The sequence below is a fragment of the Nocardiopsis sp. NPDC058631 genome (assembly GCF_042716955.1).
Classification (GTDB): Bacteria; Actinomycetota; Actinomycetes; order Streptosporangiales; family Streptosporangiaceae; genus Nocardiopsis.
In genome coordinates this window covers 25,867-46,060 of the sequence record NZ_JBHXQY010000053.1, presented here as the reverse complement: position 1 = coordinate 46,060, position 20,194 = coordinate 25,867, and the positions used below count along the sequence as shown (strand labels likewise).

At 71.3% G+C, this 20,194-nt stretch carries 17 protein-coding genes; 10 read left to right on the top strand and 7 right to left on the bottom strand.

The features are described from left to right. Positions 1–3,247, bottom strand: a 3,247-nt coding sequence (ileS, locus tag ACFWTE_RS18335) for an isoleucine--tRNA ligase (RefSeq protein WP_378780708.1), incomplete at its 3' end; no start/stop codon positions are given. Positions 3,248–3,611: 364 nt separating this feature from the next. On the opposite strand from ileS, the gene ACFWTE_RS18330 reads away from it, so the two are divergent. The 4 genes from ACFWTE_RS18330 (at position 3,612) to ACFWTE_RS18315 (ending at position 5,971) form a co-directional block, all read left to right on the top strand. Continuing rightward, positions 3,612–3,872 (top strand): hypothetical protein, encoded by a 261-nt coding sequence (locus ACFWTE_RS18330; RefSeq protein WP_378780707.1) that lies wholly within the window; start codon positions 3,612–3,614, stop codon positions 3,870–3,872. A 154-nt stretch (positions 3,873–4,026) separates the two neighbouring features. Further along, on the top strand, positions 4,027–4,437 hold the full coding sequence (locus ACFWTE_RS18325; protein WP_378780706.1) for a TraR/DksA family transcriptional regulator: 411 nt from the start codon (positions 4,027–4,029) through the stop codon (positions 4,435–4,437). A gap of 29 nt (positions 4,438–4,466) precedes the next feature. Further along, positions 4,467–5,048 carry a signal peptidase II gene (gene lspA / locus ACFWTE_RS18320; protein WP_378780704.1) on the top strand — a complete coding sequence of 194 codons (582 nt, stop codon included), beginning with the start codon at positions 4,467–4,469 and terminating at the stop codon, positions 5,046–5,048. Beyond that, positions 5,045–5,971 (top strand): RluA family pseudouridine synthase, encoded by a 927-nt coding sequence (locus ACFWTE_RS18315; RefSeq protein ID WP_378780703.1) that lies wholly within the window; start codon positions 5,045–5,047, stop codon positions 5,969–5,971. The genes lspA and ACFWTE_RS18315 overlap by 4 nt, the downstream gene beginning before the upstream one ends. A 59-nt stretch (positions 5,972–6,030) precedes the next feature. Here the strand turns inward: ACFWTE_RS18315 and ACFWTE_RS18310 are convergent, their stop codons facing one another. Then, entirely contained in the window at positions 6,031–7,002 is a 972-nt protein-coding gene (locus tag ACFWTE_RS18310) for a DMT family transporter (protein WP_378780702.1), read from the bottom strand. Between the two features lie 73 nt (positions 7,003–7,075). Here ACFWTE_RS18310 and ACFWTE_RS18305 point away from each other — a divergent pair, with 73 nt between their 5' ends. Beyond that, the gene (locus ACFWTE_RS18305) at positions 7,076–7,981 is read left to right on the top strand and encodes a LysR family transcriptional regulator (RefSeq protein ID WP_378780700.1); all 906 of its coding nucleotides are present in this window, start codon (positions 7,076–7,078) and stop codon (positions 7,979–7,981) included. Between the two features lie 69 nt (positions 7,982–8,050). Here the strand turns inward: ACFWTE_RS18305 and ACFWTE_RS18300 are convergent, their stop codons facing one another. From ACFWTE_RS18300 to ACFWTE_RS18285, 4 genes are all read right to left on the bottom strand, one after another. After that, positions 8,051–9,733, bottom strand: coding sequence for a thiamine pyrophosphate-dependent enzyme (locus ACFWTE_RS18300; protein WP_378780698.1), 1,683 nt, complete (start codon positions 9,731–9,733; stop codon positions 8,051–8,053). Positions 9,734–9,928: 195 nt separating this feature from the next. Beyond that, positions 9,929–10,243: an AzlD domain-containing protein gene (locus tag ACFWTE_RS18295; protein WP_378780696.1), complete on the bottom strand. Its 315-nt coding sequence runs from the start codon at positions 10,241–10,243 to the stop codon at positions 9,929–9,931. Next, positions 10,240–10,947, bottom strand: coding sequence for an AzlC family ABC transporter permease (locus ACFWTE_RS18290; RefSeq protein WP_378780712.1), 708 nt, complete (start codon positions 10,945–10,947; stop codon positions 10,240–10,242). The genes ACFWTE_RS18295 and ACFWTE_RS18290 overlap by 4 nt, the downstream gene beginning before the upstream one ends. Before the next feature lie 126 nt (positions 10,948–11,073). Then, complete coding sequence (locus tag ACFWTE_RS18285; RefSeq protein WP_378780695.1) at positions 11,074–11,925, bottom strand: helix-turn-helix domain-containing protein; 852 nt, start codon at positions 11,923–11,925, stop codon at positions 11,074–11,076. Between the two features lie 65 nt (positions 11,926–11,990). Between ACFWTE_RS18285 and ACFWTE_RS18280 the strand changes: the two genes are divergently transcribed. From ACFWTE_RS18280 to ACFWTE_RS18270, 3 genes are all read left to right on the top strand, one after another. Continuing rightward, positions 11,991–12,428 (top strand): GNAT family N-acetyltransferase, encoded by a 438-nt coding sequence (locus ACFWTE_RS18280; protein ID WP_378780694.1) that lies wholly within the window; start codon positions 11,991–11,993, stop codon positions 12,426–12,428. A 145-nt stretch (positions 12,429–12,573) separates the two neighbouring features. After that, positions 12,574–13,230, top strand: a complete 657-nt coding sequence (locus ACFWTE_RS18275; RefSeq protein ID WP_378780693.1) for a PaaI family thioesterase — start codon at positions 12,574–12,576, stop codon at positions 13,228–13,230. A gap of 309 nt (positions 13,231–13,539) precedes the next feature. Next, positions 13,540–13,899 carry a chorismate mutase gene (locus tag ACFWTE_RS18270; RefSeq protein ID WP_378780710.1) on the top strand — a complete coding sequence of 120 codons (360 nt, stop codon included), beginning with the start codon at positions 13,540–13,542 and terminating at the stop codon, positions 13,897–13,899. A gap of 49 nt (positions 13,900–13,948) precedes the next feature. Here ACFWTE_RS18270 and ACFWTE_RS18265 read toward each other — a convergent pair whose 3' ends face one another. Beyond that, positions 13,949–15,220, bottom strand: coding sequence for an endonuclease/exonuclease/phosphatase family protein (locus ACFWTE_RS18265; protein WP_378780691.1), 1,272 nt, complete (start codon positions 15,218–15,220; stop codon positions 13,949–13,951). A gap of 169 nt (positions 15,221–15,389) precedes the next feature. On the opposite strand from ACFWTE_RS18265, the gene ACFWTE_RS18260 reads away from it, so the two are divergent. Both ACFWTE_RS18260 and dnaE read left to right on the top strand, forming a co-directional pair. Beyond that, positions 15,390–16,253, top strand: coding sequence for a hypothetical protein (locus ACFWTE_RS18260; RefSeq protein ID WP_378780690.1), 864 nt, complete (start codon positions 15,390–15,392; stop codon positions 16,251–16,253). A 275-nt stretch (positions 16,254–16,528) separates the two neighbouring features. Continuing rightward, complete coding sequence (gene dnaE / locus ACFWTE_RS18255) at positions 16,529–20,092, top strand: DNA polymerase III subunit alpha (RefSeq protein WP_378780689.1); 3,564 nt, start codon at positions 16,529–16,531, stop codon at positions 20,090–20,092. Positions 20,093–20,194 lie beyond the last annotated feature (102 nt).

Genomic DNA, 20,194 nt, shown 5'->3' with positions numbered 1-20,194 from the left:
CGTGGTCGGCCTCGCGGTGGCCAACGGCGCCCTCAGCCTCCTGACCGACTCCAACCCCGCCTTCAGCCTGATCATGGAACTCCTCCGAGGAGGTGGTGTGCAGGTCCCTGGCCATCTCCCCGGCGACGAACGCGTCGGCCAGCACCTCACCGGCGATGGCCTCACCGTGCTCGCCGAGCGCCAGCTCGGTGGTCTCGTCCGTGGCCGACCACCACACCTCGATGCGGTCGGACACGTCCAGGCCGCTCTTCTTGCGGGCGTCCTGGATCATGCGGACCATCTCACGGGCCAGGCCGGCACGGCGCAGCCGGGGCGTGAGCTCCAGGTCCAGGGCGACGGTCTCACCGGACTCGGACGCGACGGCCCAGCCCTCACGGGGCTGCTCGGTCACCAGCAGCTCGTCGGAGCTGACCTCGACCGGCTCGTCCTCGACACGGACCCGGGCCCAGCCGCTGCCGCGGACCTGCTCGACCAGCGACGCGGGGTCGGCCGCCTCGATGGCCTTGGCCACCAGCGGGGTGCGCTTGGCGAACCGCTTGCCCAGTGCCCGGAAGTTCGGCTTGACGAGGTAGTCCACCAGGTCGCCGCCCACTGAGGAGAGCGCGTCCAGCGACTCCACGTTCAGCTCGTCGGAGACCTGGGTGCGCAGCTGCTCAGGCAGCTCCGCGAAGCCCGGAGCGCCCACCAGGGCGCGGGCCAGCGGCTGCCGGGTCCGCACGGCCGAGTCCACGCGGGCCGACCGGCCCAGCTCCACCAGGCGGCGGGTCAGCGCCATCTGCCGGGACAGGTCCGGGTCGACGAGGTCCTCGCGCACCTTCGGCCACGGCGCCAGGTGCACCGACCCCGGAGCGTCCGGGCGGCGCAGCGAGGACCACACGTGGTCGGTCAGGAACGGCACGATCGGAGCCATCAGCAGGGTGACGGTCTCCAGTGCCTCGAACAGCGTCGCGAACGCGGAGGCGCCCTCGGGGGTGTCCGCACCGCCCCAGAACCGGCGGCGGGAACGGCGCACGTACCAGTTGGACACGTCGTCGACGAAGGCCGTCAGACGGCGCCCGGCGGTCGTGGTGTCGAACGCGTCCAGCGCCTCGGTGACGTCCCTGACGACCTCGTTCAGCTCCGAGAGCAGCCACCGGTCCAGCAGCGGGCGGTCCTCGGGGGCAGGGGCGTCCGCCAGCCGGGAGTGGTCCCAGCCGTCGCCGGCGTTCGCGTACAGGGTGAAGAACGACACGGTGCTGTAGTAGGTCAGCAGCACCTTGCGGACGATCTCCTCCAGGGCGGAGTCGCCGACCCGGCGGGCCGTCCACGGCGAACCGCTGGCCAGCATGAACCAGCGCAGCGCGTCGGCGCCGTGCCTGTCCATCACCGAGATCGGCTCCATGACGTTGCCGAGGTGCTTGCTCATCTTCCGGCCGTCCTCCGCGAGGATGTGGCCGAGCACGACCACGTTCTCGAAGGAGTTGCGGCCGAACACCAGGGTGCTGACCGCGAGCAGCGAGTAGAACCACCCGCGGGTCTGGTCGATCGCCTCGGAGATGTACTGCGCCGGGAAGTTCTCCCGGAAGGTCTCCTCGTTGTGGTGGGGCGCGCCCCACTGGGCGAACGGCATGGAACCGGAGTCGAACCACGCGTCGATGACCTCGGGGACGCGGCGGGCGACCCGCTGCTCCTCGGGCAGCGACGGGTCCGCGTCCGGGTCGGGGATGACGATGTCGTCCACGAAGGGCCGGTGCGGGTCCAGGTTGGACAGGTCCTGGCCGCTGAGGCGGCCCAGCTCCTCCAGGGAGCCCACGCAGATCTGGCGGCCGTCGGGGAACTCCCAGATCGGCAGCGGGGTGCCCCAGTAGCGGTTGCGGGACAGCGCCCAGTCGACGTTGCCGCGCAGCCACTCGCCGAAACGGCCCTCCTTGACGTTCTCCGGCACCCAGTGGGTGTCGCCGTTCTGCGCCAGGAGCTCGTCCTTGACCGCGGTGGTGCGGATGTACCAGGACGGGACCGCGTAGTACAGCAGCGCCGTGTGGCAGCGCCAGCAGTGCGGGTAGGAGTGCTCGTAGGCCAGGTGGCGGAAGAGCAGCCCGCGGTCCTTGAGGTCGCGGACCAGCGTCTTGTCCGCCTCCTTGAAGAACACCCCGCCGACCAGAGGCAGGTCGGCCTCGAAGGTGCCGTCCGGGCGGACCGGGTTGACCACGGGCAGGCCGTAGGCCCGGCACACGAGCATGTCGTCGGCGCCGAAGGCGGGCGACTGGTGGACCAGGCCGGTACCGTCCTCGACGGTGACGTAGTCGGCGAGCACCACGTAGTGGGCGGGCTCGTCGAAGGGCACCAGGTCGAACGGCCGCTGGTAGGTCCAGCGCTCCATCTCGTCGCCCTCGTAGCTCTCGCCCGTGAGCTCCCAGCCCTCTCCGAGAACCTTCTCGAACAGCGGCCGGGCCACGACCAGCCGCTCGTCGCCGTTGGTGGCGACCACGTACTCCACGTCCGGGTGCACGGCCACGGCGGTGTTGGACACCAGCGTCCAGGGAGTGGTCGTCCACACCAGCAGCGACGTCGGGTGCTCGGGCGAGGCCAGCGGCCCCGACGTCACCGGGAAGCGGACGTACACCGACGGGTCGGTGACGGTCTCGTACCCCTGGGCGAGCTCGTGGTCGGACAGGGTCGTACCGCAGCGCGGGCAGTACGGGCTGATCCGGTAGTCGCGGACCAGCAGCTCCTTGTCCCAGATCTGCTTGAGGGCCCACCACACCGACTCCACGTACTGCGGGTCCATGGTGCGGTAGGCGTCGTCCATGTTCACCCAGTAGCCCATGCGCTCTGTCATGGTGGTGAACGCGTCGACGTTGCGGAGCACGGACTCGCGGCAGCGGTCGTTGAACTCGGCGATGCCGAAGGCCTCGATGTCCTTCTTGCCGGACAGGCCGAGCTCCTTCTCCACGGCGACCTCCACGGGCAGGCCGTGGCAGTCCCAGCCCGCCTTGCGGTCGACGTGGTAGCCGCGCATGGTGCGAAAGCGCGGGAACACGTCCTTGAACGCGCGGGCCTCGACGTGGTGCACGCCCGGCTGGCCGTTGGCGGTGGGCGGGCCCTCGTAGAAGACCCAGTTGGGGCCGCCGCGGGTCTGGTCGAGCGAGCGCTGGAAGACGTCGTCCTTCGACCAGCGGCCGAGGACGTCGCGCTCCATGGCGGGCAGGTCGATCTGCGCGGGAAGCTGGGGCAGTGCTCGGGATGAGGGCCGGGGGTCGTTGGCCACGGTCGTACCTTTCCATCAGGGTCGTTCCTGACGGAGGGACGAGGCACGGGCCCCGCGGTACCACCCTCCTTGGACCGCGACCGCGCCGCCTGGCGGGGGATCGGAGGGTCCCACTTCGTTGCTCTGTGCCGGTTCTACTGGGGCCGCGCACGCGGGCGGGTCCGTTCCTCCGGCGGTTCAGGGGTGATCTTCGTGCTGGTCGTGCCCCCGGGCTCGCACCGCCCCCGGGTCGCTTGGCCGGTCCAGGCCTTCTAGGCTGTGGTCCGTCCGGTCGGGGCCAGCACTACTCGTCCCCATCGACACCTGGAGTCAGGATAACGCAGCGCGGTGCTTGCGCCGTGCGCTCGTGGATGAGGGGGCCGCCGTGGCGGAGGACGTGAGGGGTGCGGTCCTGGTGACCCTCTCCGACAGGGAGGACGCGACGGAGCTGGCCGAACAGCTCCTGGAGCAGGGCTACGAGCCATGCCGCGTCCACCGGGACATGCTCGCGGGTGAGGACGACGCCGAGGACGCGGACTGGGTGATCGAGGTGCTGACCGGCCCCCACGGGGGGCCGGCCGTGTTCGACGAGCCCCACCTGGCGGCGCTGGCCGAGAACTACGGCGGCTTCGCCGCGGCCCGGTAGGGCGCGGCGGCCGCGGCGCGCACCGCCCGGATCATTGCCTTACACCGGGGGATTGCCTAGGCTTCGCGGCACCACTCGCGGCACCGCCCAGGGGAGGGACCCGCAGATCAGCGGGGTCCGGGGAGAGTGCCGAACCATCGGGGAGGGGAACGCGATGAAGGCCACCGAAGCCTCCAGGCTGCCGGTCCTGCCGGGGGAGGACCCCTGGACGACGGAGGAGCTGACCGGGGTCCGGCGCCGGTTGGAGGAGGAGATCGCCGTCGCACGGCGGGAGGTCCGGGAGGCGGAGGACGCACTCGCCGAGCGGCTCACCGACCCCGTGGAGGGCGCCGGGGACGACCCCGCGGACGCCGGGGCCAAGACCTTCCAGCGCGAACATGATCTGGCGTTGGCCTACAATACTCGTGACCTGCTCTCCAAGAGCGAGCGGGCGATCGAACGGATGGACGCGGGAACCTACGGGGTCTGTGAGTCATGCAGCCTGGCCATCGGTAAGGCACGACTTGAGGCCTTTCCGCGTGCCACCCTGTGCGTCACCTGCAAACAGCGCGAGGAGCGTCGCTGACTGAGGTAGAGCCCCCCGGGGACAGCAACATGACCACGACCGACCAGACCGGGGTCCGACCGCGCAGGTACCTTCTCCTGCTGCTGGTCGCGACCATCGCGATCGTCGTCGACTTCCTCACCAAGGAGTGGGTCCTGGCGACCTTCCACCAGGGTGAGCGCGTCGACGTCATCGGCAGCCTCCTCCAGTTCACGCTGGTCTACAACACCGGCGCCGCGTTCTCCATGGGCACCGACTTCACCTGGGTGTTCACCTGCATCGCCAGCATCGTGGTGATCGCCATCGCGTACATGGGCCTGAGGGTCCGCAGCGGCTGGTGGGGCCTGACGCTCGGCCTGATGATGGGCGGGGCCGCGGGCAACCTCGTGGACCGGTTCTTCCGGGATCCCGCGCCGTTCCACGGTGCGGTCGTCGACTTCATCAGCGTTGGCGACTTCCCGGTCTTCAACATCGCCGACTCGTGCGTGGTCGTCGGCGCCTGCCTGGTGGTGGCGCTGACCTTCAAGGGCCTCAACCTGGACGGCAGCTTCATCGAGGACACACCCGCGAAGAGAGACGGCGAGGGCACAGAGCCCGGCCGAGGCGACACCACCGAAGGGAAGGGCCAGTGAGCGACACCCGCAGCCTGCCCGTGCCCGACGGGCTGGAGGGCGACCGCCTCGACGCGGCCATCGCCCGCCTGTTCGGCCTGTCCCGGACCAGGGCCGCCGAGCTTATCGTCGACGGCAGCGTCCTGGTCGACGGATCCGGGGCGGCGAAGTCCGACCGGGTCCAGGCCGGGGCGTGGTTGGAGATCACTCTCCCGCCGCCGCCCACCGCGCCCGTGGCGCGTCCCGAGGCCGTCCCCGGCATGCGGATCGTGCACGAGGACACCGACATCATCGTGGTGGACAAGCCCGTCGGTGTGGTCGCCCACCCGACGGTCGGCTGGACCGGCCCCAGCGTGCTGGAGGGCCTGCTGGCCTCCGGGGTGCAGCTGGCCACCAGCGGCGCAGCCGAGCGCCAGGGCATCGTGCACCGACTGGACGCCAACACCACCGGTCTCATGGTGGTCGCCAAGAGCGAGACCGCCTACAGCGTGCTCAAGCGGGCGTTCAAGGAGCGCACCGTCGACAAGCGCTACCACACGCTGGTCCAGGGGCACCCGGACCCGCTCCGGGGCACGGTGGACGCGCCCATCGACCGGCACCCGGCCGGTGACGGCCGCTGGGCCGTGGTGGCGGGTGGCAGGGCGTCGGTGACGCACTACGACACCCAGGAGGCCTTCCGGGCCGCCAGCCTCCTGGAGATCAGGCTGGAGACGGGCCGCACCCACCAGATCCGGGTGCACATGGCGGCACTGCGCCACCCGTGCGTGGGGGACACGCTCTACGGAGCCGACCCCACCCTGGCCGAGCGGCTGGGCGTGCGCCGCCAGTGGTTGCACGCCGTCCGGCTGGGCTTCGAGCACCCCACCGAGCACCGCCCGGTGGAGTACTCCAGCACCTACCCGGCCGACCTCGAAGCGGCGATCGACGGGCTCCGCGAGGACTGACGGCACCACGTGCGCCCGAAGGGGCGGTCGGGGGCCCCCGACCGCCCCTTCGCGCGCCGTCAGGCCCTCCGACGCGGCGGCGCGACGTGGCGGGTGCGCAGGACGCCCTGGCACAGGGCGGCGCCCAGGACGACGACCACCGCGCCCAGGGGCTGGTTCCAGGTCAGGGTCTCGCCCATGAGGACGATCCCGGCGACGATCGCCACGACCGGCGCCACGTAGGTGACGGTGGTGGCCACGGTCGCCCCGGCCTCCCGGACGACCGCGTACTGGAGGACGTACGCGACACCGGTGCCGAGAACGCCCAGGACGACCACCGACGCCACCACCTGCCAGGTCAGGCCCGTGGGCGCCTCCGTGAACACCGGGACGAGCAGCACCAGCGGCAGGGAGCCGAGGAGCAGCTGCAACGAGCTCAGCTCCAGCGCCCCGTGCGAACTGCCCGCCACGAAGCGGCGCAGGTAGGGCGTGCCGATGCCGTAGCAGGCGGTCGCTCCCACGACGAACAGCATGCCGACCGCGGAATCGCGGTCGCTGACGGTCACCTCGCCCAGTGAGTTCCACACCCCGAACACGGTGAGTACGCCGAGGAAGCCGACGCCGAGCCCGAGGACCCGCTCACGGTCGGGGCGCTCGTCCGAGAGCAGCACCATCGAGAACACCACCCCGAACAGGGGGGTCGAGGCGTTCACGATCCCCATCAGGGCGGAGGGGATCAGCTGCGCGGCGTACCCGAACAGGGTGAAGGGGACCGTGTTGAGCAGCAGAGCCGCCACGAACATGTGCCCCACCAGGCGGGGCGAGGTGGGGAGGCGTCCGCCGCGCAGCAGGACGACCGCCAGCAGGGGGAGCGCGCCCGCCGCCATGCGGCCGAGTGCGAGCTGCATCGGGGAGAGGGCGCCGGCCCCGACCTTGATGAAGAGGAAGCTCATGCCCCAGATCAGGGCGAGGAGGACGAACTTGGCGCGCCAGCCGGAGAGCAGGCGTGAGGGGGTGCCGGACCTGGTCGCGGCGGAGGGGACGGCGGTCATGGGATGTTTCTATCCCGCACCGATGTGTTAGGTCCACTTCGTATTTCTTAAGCCGGAGGTTAGGGTTGCTTACATGCTCAGTGTCGACCGCCTCCGAGTCCTCCACACCATCGCGACATACGGCTCCCTCAGCGCCGCGGCAGAGGCCCTGCACGTCACCAACTCCGCCGTCTCCCAGCAGCTCACCAAGCTCGAACGCGAGGTCGGGCAGCCCCTCGTCGAACGCAACGGCCGAGGAGTCCGCCTCACCGACGCCGCCGAACTCCTGGTCGAGCACACAGCGAAGATCCTGTCCCTGGTCCACCGTGCCGAAGCGGACCTGGAGGCGCACCGCGACGACGTCACCGGGCACCTGCGCCTGAGCGCCACCCCCACGGCCGTCCGGGGCCTGCTGCCCCACGCGCTCAGCTCCCTGCGTGAGGCGCACCCGGGCCTCCAGGTGGAGCTCCACGAGGAGGAGCCCCACGAGAGCGTGACCTCCATGGCCAGGGGCGACGCCGACCTGGCCATGGTCATCGACTGGGTCGGCTCGCCACTGGCACTGCCCTCGGGGATGAGCCGGGCTCCGTTGATGGAGGACGTCGGCGACATCGCCCTGCCCGCCGACCACCCCCTCGCGCACCGCGAACTCCTCGAACCGGAGGAGATCCTCGACCTGCCCTGGATCAGCTGGTCGCGGGGGTCGATCTGCGACGACTGGCTGCACGGCATGATCCGGGCGCGGGGCGGAGAGCCCCACGTCATCCACAACGTCGAGGAGCACCAGACCAAGCTGGCGCTCATCGCCGCCGGGATCGGCGCCGCCGTCATGCCCCGACTGGGACGCGGCCCCCTGCCGGACGGGGTGCGGGTGGTACCCGTGCAGCCCGCGCTGGTCCGCCAGGTGTACGTGTTCTGGCGAACCGACGCCTCGCGCCGCCCGGCGATCCGGGCGGCGGTCCGCGCGCTGCGCGAGGCGGCCACCGCCTACGGGGACTGAGACCGGGGCCCCTCCTGCGGCCCGGACGGCCCCGGCATCCCCGCCGGCGGCCGCGGGCCCCCGGCGCTGCTACCGGTCCCCGCCCAACAAGCCGGACAGGGTCGCGGACGGGCTGATCACCTCCGGATCGGTCCGGACGTCGAGCAGCGTCGGCAGGTCCGCGCCGACCGCCTCGGCCAGCGCCTTCTCCAACTCCTCCCGGGTGCGGACGGTCGCGCCCCGCGCGCCCAGCGAGCGGGCGTACCCGGCAAGGTCGAGGGGGCCGCTGATCCGCGTCCCCGCGATGCGCCCCAGTTCCCGCGCCTGGTGCATGGCGATCGTGCCGTACAGCCCGTTCTGGAACACCACCGCGGTCACGGCCGCGCCCTCCCGCACCGCCGTCTCCAGCTCCTGACCGGTCATCAGCGCGCCCCCGTCACCGGCCACGGCCACCACCGTCCGCTCCGGGGCGGCGAGCTTGGCGGCCACCGCCGCGGGCACGGCGTAGCCCATGGCCCCGCTGGTGGGCGCCAACTGGGTGGAGGGGTGCCGGAACCACCACCCCCGGTGCAGGAACGACGCGAAGTTGCCCGCGTCGTTGGTGATCAGCGTGTCCTCGGGAAGGGCCGCGCGCATGCCCGCGACCACCGCCCACGGGTGCATTCCCGCGCCGGCGTGGTCCGAGGAACGGGGCGGGGGGACCGTGCTGTCCACCCACACACGGCGGGCCGAACTCCAGTCCCGGTAGGGCGCCTGGACCGGGGCCCCGGCCAGCTCCCGCAACGCCTCGCCGGCGTCGGCGACCGCCCCGAACCACAGGTCGGCCGTGGCACCCACCGTGCCGGGATCGATGTCGATCTGCGCGATCCGGGCCCGTCCGGGGTCGGGCAACCGGTACCCCTGCGTGGTGGTCTCGCTCATCCGGCACCCGACCACCAGGACCGCGTCCGCCTCGGACAGGGCGTTGAGGACCGGGGGCGGGCATCCCAGACCCAGGTGGCCGAGGTAGAGCGGGTGGTCGTTGGGGAACACGTCCTGGCGCCGCCACGAGGCGTACACACCGGCGCCGAAGCGCTCGGCCACCCGGACGAGGTCCTCCCTGGCCGCGCGGGCGCCCCCGCCGGCGATGATCACCGGACGGACCGCCCGGGTCAGCCACGTGGCCAACCGGTCCCTGGCCTCCCCGCCCAGGGGCGGACGCGGGACGAGGGGCGGCCGGGGCGGGGCATACGGCCCCACCCGTACGCCGAACAGGTCGCCGGGCACCGCGATCGCCACCGGGCCGGGGCGGCCGGTGGTCGCGACACGGATCGCCCTGGCGGTCACCTCCGCGAGCCGGTCGGCCCGGTGCACGGTGGTGGACCACTTGGTGATGGGGGCGTAGAACGCGGTGAGGTCCACCTCCTGGAAGGCCTCCCGGCCCAGCCGGTCGGTCTCCGCCTGCCCGAGGAACACGATCATCGGGGTCGAGTCCTGCATCGCGGTGTGCACGCCCACCGCCAGGTTGGACGCACCGGGCCCCCGGGTGGCTGCGGCCACGGCCGGTACCCCCGTCAGCTTGGCCTCCGCCTCCGCCATGAACCCGGCTCCGTTCTCGTGCCGGGTCGAGACCAGGCGCATCAGGGGGTGCTGGTCGATGGCGTCGGCGAGTTCGAGGAAGCTCTCCCCGGGGACGGTGTAGCACCGTCTGATCCCGGCCGAGACGAGAACCTCCACCACCGCGTGGGCGGCGGTGTCAGTGGGTGAGGGGGTGCGGGCGGCGGCTGTGGCCATGGGGGTGGGATCCCTTCCATCGTCGCAAGGTCCACTCGGCGCGCCCGGGATCGGCCAGGCGCATGCGGCCGACTCTGACAGGCGGTCACGGGGCGGTCAAGGACGGGCGCGGAGGCGGGAGACGGTGGTGCGGGGCCGATCCCGCGGTGGTGACGTCCCTCCGGGGCCGGGGTCACAGCCCGCGGCCCCGCAGGGTCACAGACCCAGCGCGCGCAGACCGGCCGTGACGGCCGCGGCCGCGACGATCACGACCAGGAACGGCGCCCTCAGGACCAGGGCGAGGACGGCGGCCCCCAGACCGCCCATCCGCGCGGAGTCCCAGGACAGGGCCTGGCCCTCGCCCCGGAACGCCTCCACCGCGATCAGCGCGGCGAGCAGGGCGAGGGGGACGGCGGTCGCGAACCGCCGCAGCCACGGGTTGTCGAGCAGTGCGCGGGGAGCGGCCAGGCCCGCGTACTTGAGCGCGTAACAGCCGGCGGCGGTGACGATGAGCGCGGTCCACAGGGTCACGACCGGGCCTCCTCTGCGGTGGAACCGGAACCGGTGCCCGCCCCCGGCACGGGGCGGGGAGTGGAGGGCGGGCCGAGGAGTGCGATCAGCGCGGCGGACGCGGCCAGCAGCACCGGCACCCCGGGCGGGAGCACAGGGGTGGCCGCCAGCGCCAGCCCCGCCCCGACGACCGCGATCAGCCAGGTCCTGCCACCGCCCTCGCGCAGCCGCGGCCACAGCAGGGCGAGGAAGATCGCCGGGCCCACGGCGTCGAGTCCGAACGCGTCGATGTCGTTCACACGCTCCGTCGCCAGCGCGCCCACCAGGGTGGTGGCCACCCAGAAGGAGCCGAGCACCGCGTAGGTCGCGACGAACGCCGTACGCGCCGACCCCCGGTCCGGCTGGACCAGGGTGACCGCGGTGGTCTCGTCGATCACCCCGTGCGCGGCGAGCGCGCGGCGTACGCCGCGCCACCCCAGCAGGTCCGCCAGCCGCAGTCCGTACAGCGTGTTGCGGGCGCCGAGGAGCAGTGCGCCCATCACCCCGGCGAGCAGGCTTCCGCCGCCCGCGACCACCCCGACCAGGGCGAACTGCGAGGCTCCCGTGAACATGAACAGGCTCATGAACACGGACTGGGCGGGCGAGAGCCCTGCGGCCACCGCCGCGGTACCGAACGCGAGACCGGCGGCGCCCACGGCGACGCCGATCCCCATGCTGTCGCGCACCGCCGCCGATCGCAGGAGGGCGCGGAGAGAGAAGGATTTCACCGCACCCACGCTAGGGATGCCGGACGCACACCGTCTTGAACGTTCTTGACGGGACCGGCCCGGGGGTGCGCCGGGCGCCGCCGGTCAGGGCGTGAGCAGGGCGCGCTGGTAGGCGCCGGGCGGCACGCCCAGGTGGCGCTTGAAGTGACGGGTCAGGTGCGGCTGGTCGGCGAACCCGACCTCGGCCGCGACCTCGCCCACGCGGCGGCCGCCGACGAGGAGCTCCCTGGCCCTGTCCACCCGCACCTGGTTGAGGTAGGCGTGCGGGGGCAGTCCGTACGCGGCCCGGAAGGCACGGGACAGGGAGAACGGGCCGATCCCCAGTTCGGCGCCGAGTTCGTCCAGGGTCGGCGGGTCGACCAGGCGGGAGGAGAGGACTTCTCTGGCCCGCGCCACCTCCGGGCGCGCGGAGTGCGGGGCGGGGTCGGCCCCCCGTTCCCGGCCGTGGGAGCGCAGGAGCATGCCCAGGCCCCGCCGGACGAGGGCCGAGGACGTCAGGCGGTCGCCGTGCTCGGCCGCCACGTGGGCGGAGCCCAGCACCCTGGCGGCCTTGGGCGCGTGGATGCCCGACTCGGTGAACCCGGGGGTGCCGCGTATCCCCAGTTCGCGGGCGATGTCCACCACGACCTCGGGAGAGGGGTAGAACACGCGGTAGCCCCAGCCCTCGGGGATCCCGGCGTGGCCGGTGTGCACCTCTCCGGGGCCGACCACCGCCAGGCCTCCGGGGCCCACCCGCGCCTTACCGCCCGGGTGCGAGTACTCCTCGATGCCGCCGGTGATCACCCCGATGGTGTAGGTGGGGTGGGTGTGGCGGGTGAACGAGGTGGTGACGAAACGCGCGGTGAGGAGTTCGGTCCCGGGCAGCCCGGAGAAGCGCCAGTACCGCGCGCTCTCCGTGCCCGGGTCGTCCACGCCGGGGTGTGTGGTGCTGGGCATGCCCATACCCACAGGTTAGGGGCCCTCCGGACGGGGCGTCCCCGGCGCGGGGCTAACCTTCGGGGATGACTACGACCGAGATCCGACTGGCACGGGACGAGCGCGACCGCGCCGCCGTGTTCGTCATCCGGGGCGCCGTGTTCGTCTCCGAGCAGCAGGTCCCCGTCGAGGAGGAGTGGGACGAGCGCGACAGCGCCGCCGACCACTTCCTCGCCCTGGCCGACGGGGTCCCCCTGGGCACGGTCCGACTGGTGGACCAGGGCGACGGGGTGGGGCTCCTGGGCCGGCTGGCGGTCCTGCCCAAGGGGCGGGGAGGCGGCACGGGAGCCGCGCTGGTCCGGGCGGTGGAGGAGCGGGCGCGCGAACGCGGATTCGACCGGGTGGAGCTGCACGCGCAGACCCACGCGCTGGGCTTCTACGCGCGGCTCGGCTACACGGCACACGGTGACGAGTTCCTGGACGCGGGGATCCCCCACCTGCACATGGTGCGCGACCTGGCCTGACACCGTGTCGGTGCTCCCCGGCTCCGTGCGGTGTGACGGGGAGCGCACGGTCGGGCGGGGTGCCGCCGGAATACTACCGAGTACGATTCGGTTCGACGTTGGTGCCCCCCACCACCTGTGCACACACCGACTCGACGAGGAACACATGACGGTCAACACGCAGCCGGTAGCCGAGCGGCCGGACCCCCAGGCCTTCGGCCTCCCCGTGGTCGAACAGGCCGAGATCCCCTCAGAGCTGCGCTCCCTGGTGGCGCGTGTCCACGACCTCATCGACGCCGTCGCCAACACCGAGGTCGACGGCGCCACCCTCGCCGAGGCCGCGGAGACCGTCGAGGGCATCACCGGAAGGCTCAACGTCGCCCGCCGTCAGATCGGCACCATGGTCAGGCGCGAACTGGCGGACGGCGACACCGAGTACGGGACCATCACCAACGTGGTGGCCGGCGACACCAACCCCGCCGCCCCGCCTCTGTTCCTGGACGTGACCGAGGAGGGGGTGCGCGGCGAGGTCACCCTCAACACGATCTACCAGGGCCCGCCCGGACTGGTCCACGGCGGCTGGATCGCCGCCATGCTCGACCAGGCCGTGGGCTCCGCGTCCTCGGTCGCGACCTCGCCCGGCCTCACCGCCAAGCTTGAGGTCGACTACCGCAAGCCCACGCCCCTGTTCACACCCCTGGAGGTCGTCGCGCGGGTGACCGGAACGGAGCGGCGCAAGGTGTACGTCACGGGCGAGATCCGTGTCAACGGCGAGGTCACGGCCGAGGCGACCGCCCTCATGGTGCGCGTCGAGCTGCCCTGACGAAGACGGGTGACGGGGTCGCGGGGGTCCGTGCGCCGGTACGGGCCGTCCCCGCCCGTACACGGACCGGGGACGGTAGTATGTGCGGCGTGACCCACCGCATGCACGTGTTTAGCAGGCCGACGCGCCCGTCGGCCGCTTCCACGTAGGCGGCAGCAGGGAACGTCGGCAACAGAGCACCCGGGCGGGAGCCCCGGTGCTCTTTCGTTTTCCAGGCGGCCGACGCCCCCGAACGTGTCACACCCGTTCCCGCGGGACGTACGGCCGCACCGCATCCGCGTCCGTGGAGACATCCCGTTGGAGGCCACCGTGCACCACCCGTCCACCACCCCCGAGCCCGCGCCACCGTCGGACGCCGTCCCCCCGTCCGCACCGGAGGAGCAGATCGCCCTGCTGCGCGGACGCATCGACCGCATGGACGCCGAGCTGGCCGCGCTCCTCGAACGCCGGGCACTGGTCGCGGCCCAGGTGCAGCGGCTCAAGCCGGTCGGCTACTTCGCCGGCCGCGACATGGACCGTGAGCGGGCGCTCGTCGAACGGATGGCCCGCCACGCCCCGCGCCTGGGCCCCGACCGGATCGCCCAGATCATGGACAGCGTCATCAGCACCGGGCTCTCCGCCGCCGAGGAGGAGGCGGGCGGCCGGAGGACGGCGACCCCGCGGGCGTGAGCGGCCGCCGCCGCGCCGGGGCCGGGACGCCCGGGGCGGCGGCGCCGGCTCAGGGCCGGACCAGGTCCACCCAGACCAGGCGGTGGTCGGAGCTGGGGAACGGGTAGTCGCCGGTCAGACGGAAGAGGCTGTCGTCCACGGTCGGCCAGAACACCCCCGACGCGCGGACCGGGACGATCCGCGAGGGCAGCACGTAGTCGACGCGCAGGTTCCCCGGGCCCGGCTCGTCCGCGAAGTCGGCGCTGTCGAGGCCAGGGTCCCCCACGTGGTCGTCGTTGGCACCGCCCTGGCGCTGGGCGGCGCCCCTGCCGCCCTGGCTGGCCGGGCGGGGATCGGTGATCCCCGGGTGCTCCAGGAGCTGGGTGACGGCCTCGGGGTGGCCGTCCCCGTCGTTGGGGTCGGCGTTCAGGTCACCGGCGATGACGAAGGGCGCGCCGACCGGCAGGCCGCCGCGCCCGCCCTCGTCGTCGTAGATGTAGGAACCCGCGCGAGGGGTGACGTAGTCGGCCCAGAAGCGGATCTCGTCGTGGTTGCGCAGCACGTTGCGCCTCTCGGGGCCGTCGAAGGCCGGGGGCGTGGGGTGGCTGGCCAGGAGGTGGACCGGGCGCCCCCGGCCCGTGTCGACGGGAATGTCCCAGTGGCTCTTGGAGGAGAGGCGCAGGACCTCCAGCGCCTCCTCGGAGTAGTAGGACTCGCCGGTCCCGGGGTCGGTGGGCAGCAGCGCGTCCGGCATGTCCGCCCACCGGAAGGTCCGGAAGGTGCGCACCCGCTCGGTGACGATCGGGTACATCGAGTACACGACCATCCCGTACTGCCCGGGGAAGGCTCCGTAGCCGAAGGCGTCCTCGGCGTAGCCGGGGCTGCCGGGCTCCATCACCGCCTCGCCGTCGCCGTCGAGGTCCGCGCCCGAGGGGACACCGGTGTTGACGGGAGCGGTGTAGACGTACGGGTAGTCAATGGCCTCCGCGCCGCTTTGGCCCACGGAGAGGTAGTTGTCCTGGAACAGGCGGGCGCCCTCGCCGTCCTCGTCGTGGTCGAACTCGTTGACGAGGAGGACGTCCGGTCGCACGTGCTGGATGATCTCCGCGACGTTGCGTGCCTGCACGCTGTCGGGGGTGGCGAGTTCCGCCGCGAGGGCCCCCTGCGAGGGGCGTTCGAGGGCGGTGTTGAAGGTCGCGAACCGGACCTCGTGCCGACCGGGGGGTTCGGGCACCGACGACGGCACCTCGGCGGAGGCGGGCGCCGCCACCAGTGCGGACGCCGCGAGGACGAGCGTGGCGGTGGAGGCCACACGGCGGCGGGGGGAGACGGGTGGGCGCATGGACGCATCCTCTCAGCGGGGGACCGGGGAGCGGTCTCGCCACCCCGACCGCGGGAGGGTAACAGGCGCCGGTGAAGGGGGGATGACTCCGGGACGTCCGCTGTCCCCGCCGAGGCGGGCGGCCCGAAAAGCCCTTGGCGGGGCGGCGCGTGGTTGCTTCCATGGGTTCATGGACCAGATCGAACCGATCCGCCCCTTCCGCTGGAACGTGGCCGGAGGGGCCCAGCTGGGGTCCCTCGCCGCAGACGGGCCCGAGGGGTACGACCCGGACTACGTCGCCGAACTCACCGAGTGCGCGGCCAAGGTCGTGGCGCGCAGCGCCGACGGGGACCTGTACTTCGTCGGGCGGTCTCCCGACAGCCTGTACGACCTGCTGGGCGGGGTCTACGCGGGGAGCGGCGACGCCGGGCGGCTGAACCAGCTGCCGCTGTCCCTCTACGGGTGTGACGGTCAGGGGCTCGACCCGCGGGAACGGGAGCAGTTGCGCGTCAACCTGACCGACGCGGGACTGGCCCCGGAGAGGCTGGCGGGGAGGAAGCGGCCGTTGGTCTTCGTCGACCTGGTCAACGCGGGGTCGACGTTCGGGAACCTGCACCATCACTTGCGGGACTGGATCGACGACGACCGCGCCGCCTGGAACGTGATCCGGACGAGGATCCGCTATCTGGGGGTCACGGCGAGGGAGAAGACGAGCCCGAAGACCTGGCGGTGGCAGCAGCACGCCGACTGGGTGGGGGAGCTTCCCGCCCGCGCTGTGCGCAACGTGTCCGTTCCGGGGTGGCTGTGGAGCTACCTGGCCGACAGCCAGCCCAAGACCGCACACTCCTTCCGCCGCCACCGTTGGGCGGATCCGGGTGTGACCAGGCCCAGGCATGACGAGGAGGCCCGCGCGGCCCTGAACAGCGCGGTCGCCTTGCACAGGTACGGCCGGACCCCTGAGGCCCGGGAGCGTTTCCACCGGGTCCTGACGGGCGAACCCGCCTTCCGTGAGCCCTGGTTGCGCGCCCTCGCGCAGCGCGTCCGCACTTCCTGAGCACCGGCCGGGACCGACACCGGGACCACGGCCCGCGACTCCAAGAACCCGACCGCGGAGCCGCTCCGCTCCACGAAGCCGGAGATGGGCGCCTCCGTCCGGCACCATGCCCGTGAGAACGGCATCGTGATCTGGATCGCCTACGCCCCGGCCGGGCCCGTACCCAGTGGTGGCTGGCCCGGTTCGTTGTCCACAGGGTGCCGCGAGCGTCGTGGGAAAGTCGTAGGCTCGGGAGATACCACCCGTCCTACGACCCTCATGGGGGCACCCGAACCATGGCCGACTCCTTCGCACACCTGCACGTCCACACCGAGTACTCGATGCTCGATGGGGCTGCGAAGCTGAAGCCCCTCTTCAAGGAGGCGGCGCGGCTGGAGATGCCAGCTGTCGCCATGACCGACCACGGCAACATGTTCGGGGCGTACGAGTTCTACCAACAGTCCAAGGGCTCCGGGGTCACTCCGATCATCGGCATCGAGGCGTACGTGGCGCCCGAGTCGAGGTTCCACAAGAAGCGGGTTTTCTGGGGCCGGTCCAGCGGGTCGGACGACGTGTCCTCCGAGGGCGGCAAGGACATCTCGGGTGGCGGCCGCTACCTGCACATGACGATGCTGGCGCAGAACGAGGCCGGACTGCGCAACCTGTTCAGGATGTCGTCGCTGGCGTCCATGGAGGGCTACTACATGAAGCCCCGCATGGACCTGGAGCTGATGGCGGAGCACAGTGAGGGCGTCATCGTCAGCACGGGGTGCCCGTCGGGCGGTGTGCAGACGAGGCTGCGACTGGGCCAGGAGAAGGAGGCCATCGCCTACGCCTCCGGGCTCCAGGACATCTTCGGCAAGGAGAACGTCTTCCTGGAGCTGATGGACCACGGCGTCGACATCGAGAAGCAGGTCCGCGACGGTCTGCTCAGGGTCGGCCGCGAGCTGGACATCCCGCCGCTGGTCACCAACGACTCCCACTACGTGCACGAGAGCCAGGCGGCGGCGCACGACGCCCTGCTGGCCGTGGGCGTGGCCAAGAACCTGGACGACCCCACCCGGTTCCGCTTCAACGGCTCGGGCTACTACCTCAAGACCGCCGACGAGATGCGCGGCATCCTCAACTTCGACGAGTGGGAACAGGGTTGCAAGAACACCCTGCTCATCGCCGAGCGCATCGACCCGGGCGCCTACGACGCGGTGTTCAAGCATCGTGACCTCATGCCCGAGTTCCCCATCCCGGAGGGGGAGACCCAGGCGTCTTGGCTGGCCAAGGAGGTGGAGCGACTCCTCCCCACCCGTTACCCGGACGGCATCAACGACGAGATCCGTGCGCGCATCGACTTCGAGCTCGGCATTATCAACGAGATGGGCTTCCCGGCCTACTTCCTCGTGGTCTCCGACATCTGCCAGTACGCCCGCAAGAACGACATCGCGCTCGGCCCCGGTCGCGGATCTGCGGCCGGGTCGATGATTGCCTACCTCCTGGGCATCACCGACCTGGACCCGCTCGAACACGGTCTGCTGTTCGAGCGGTTCCTCAACCCCGAGCGCGTCTCCATGCCCGACGTCGACCTGGACTTCGACGAGCGTCGGCGCGGGGAGATGATCGAGTACGTCACGCGGCTGTACGGCGAGGAGCGGGTCGCGCAGATCCTCACCTTCGGCACGATCAAGGCCAAGGCCGCGGTGAAGGACTCCACCCGCATCCTGGGCATGCCCTACTCGGTGGGCGACCAGATCACCAAGGCGTTCCCGGCGGCGGTGGGCGGTAAGGAGATCCCGCTCGACGCGGTGTTCAACACCGAGCACGAGCGGTACGGCGAGACCACCGAGCTGCGCAGCCTGGTCGACAACGACCCTCAGGTCAACAAGGTCATGGAGACCGCCCGGGGCATCGAGGGCCTGACCCGCGGCACCGGCGTGCACGCGGCGGGCGTGATCCTTTCCAAGGAGCCCCTGCTCGACGTCATCCCGCTGCACAAGCGCGACAACGACGGCGCCATCATCACCGGCTTTCCCTATCCTCAGTGCGAGGAGATGGGCCTGCTCAAGATGGACTTCCTGGGGTTGCGCAACCTCACCATCATGGATGACGCGGTCAAGAGCATCAAAGAGTCCGAGGGTGTGGACATCGACCTGTCCAAGCTCCCCCTCGACGACAGGAAAACCTACCAGCTGCTCTCGCGAGGTGACACGCTCGGCGTGTTCCAGCTGGACGGCGGCGCCATGCGCAACCTGCTCAAGCGGATGGAACCCAAGAAGTTCGGTGACATCGCGGCTGTCCTGTCGTTGTACCGGCCGGGCCCGATGGCGGCGAACGCGCACAACGACTACGCCGACCGGTCGAACGGCCGCCAGGAGGTCACCGCGATCCACCGTGATCTGAAGGACGCCCTGGAGCCGATCCTGGGGGAGACCTTCCACCTGCTCGTCTACCAGGAGCAGATCATGGCCATCGCCCAGCAGCTGGCCGGGTACACGCTGGGCGGAGCCGACCTGATGCGTCGCGCGATGGGCAAGAAGAAGAAGGAGGCGCTGGAGGAGGAGGAGGCCAAGTTCTTCCCCGGCGCCATGAAGAGGGGCTTCTCCAAGGAGGCCGTCCAGGCCCTGTGGGACGTCATGCTCCCCTTCGCCGGGTACGCGTTCAACAAGTCGCACGCCGCCGGGTACGCGCTGGTCTCCTACTGGACCGCCTACCTCAAGGCCAACTACCCCGCCGCCTACATGGCCGCGCTGCTGACCTCGGTCAGTGACGACAAGGACAAGATGGCGGTCTACCTGGCCGAGTGCCGGGCGCAGGGCATCAAGGTGCTGCCGCCGGACGTCAACGAGTCGGGTCTGCGCTTCACCCCCGTCGGCAAGGACATCCGCTTCGGCATGGGCGCGGTCCGCAACGTCGGCGCCAACGTGGTCAACTCGGTCGTCAAGACCCGCACGGAGAAGGGCAAGTACTCCTCCTTCACCGACTTCCTGTCCAAGATCGAGCTGGCGGCCTGCAACAAGCGCGTCATCGAGTCGCTGGTCAAGGCGGGCGGCTTCGACTCGCTGGGCCAGCCGCGCCGGGAGCTGTACCGCCACCACGAGACCGCGGTCGACGGGATGATCAGTTCCAAGAAGCAGGAGGCGCACGGCCAGTTCGACCTGTTCGGCGGTGCGGACGAGGGCGGTGACTCCACCCCGATCGGCCTCAACATCAACTGGGGCGACGAGGAGTGGGACCGCAAGACCAAGCTGGCGTTCGAGCGGGAGATGCTGGGCCTGTACGTGTCCAGCCACCCGCTGGCGGGCGCCGAGCGCGTCCTGGCGCGGTCGCGGGACACGTCCATCGCGCAGATCGTCGCGGGCGACCTGGGCCGGGAGCGCGGCGAGGTGCGGATCTCCGGGCTGATCTCCAAGGTGGACAAGCGCACCAACAAGGCGGGCAACCAGTGGGCGATCGCCACCGTGGAGGACCTCGACGCCTCCATGGAGGTCCTGTTCTTCCCCAAGACCTATCCGCTGTACGTGGAGGCCCTGCTGGAGGACACGGCGGTCACGGTCAAGGGCCGGCTGAACGACCGTGACGGCACGTGGTCCATGTTCGCCTCGGAGATGTCGATCCTGGACATCTCACACATCACCGAGGGCGAGCCGCCGGTGCTGCTGACCGTGGACGAGAAGCGACTCACCCCGGAACTGGTCGGTGACCTGCGCCAGGTGCTGGCCACGCACCAGGGGGCGACCCCGGTGCGGATCAGGGTGGACAACCCGGTCCGGTCGAAGATCTATGCGGTGGACCGCTACTCGGTACGGATCTCCCCGGAGTTCAACGGCGAGATGAAGAGCCTGCTGGGGGCGTACGCGGTCGACTACTGACCCGGTCCGACCAGGATCCCCGTGAGCCGCGTGGCGCGGCCCACGGGGATTTTTCTGTACCCGGGGCTTGTCGAGGAAAAGTTAAAGATATATCTTTGATCT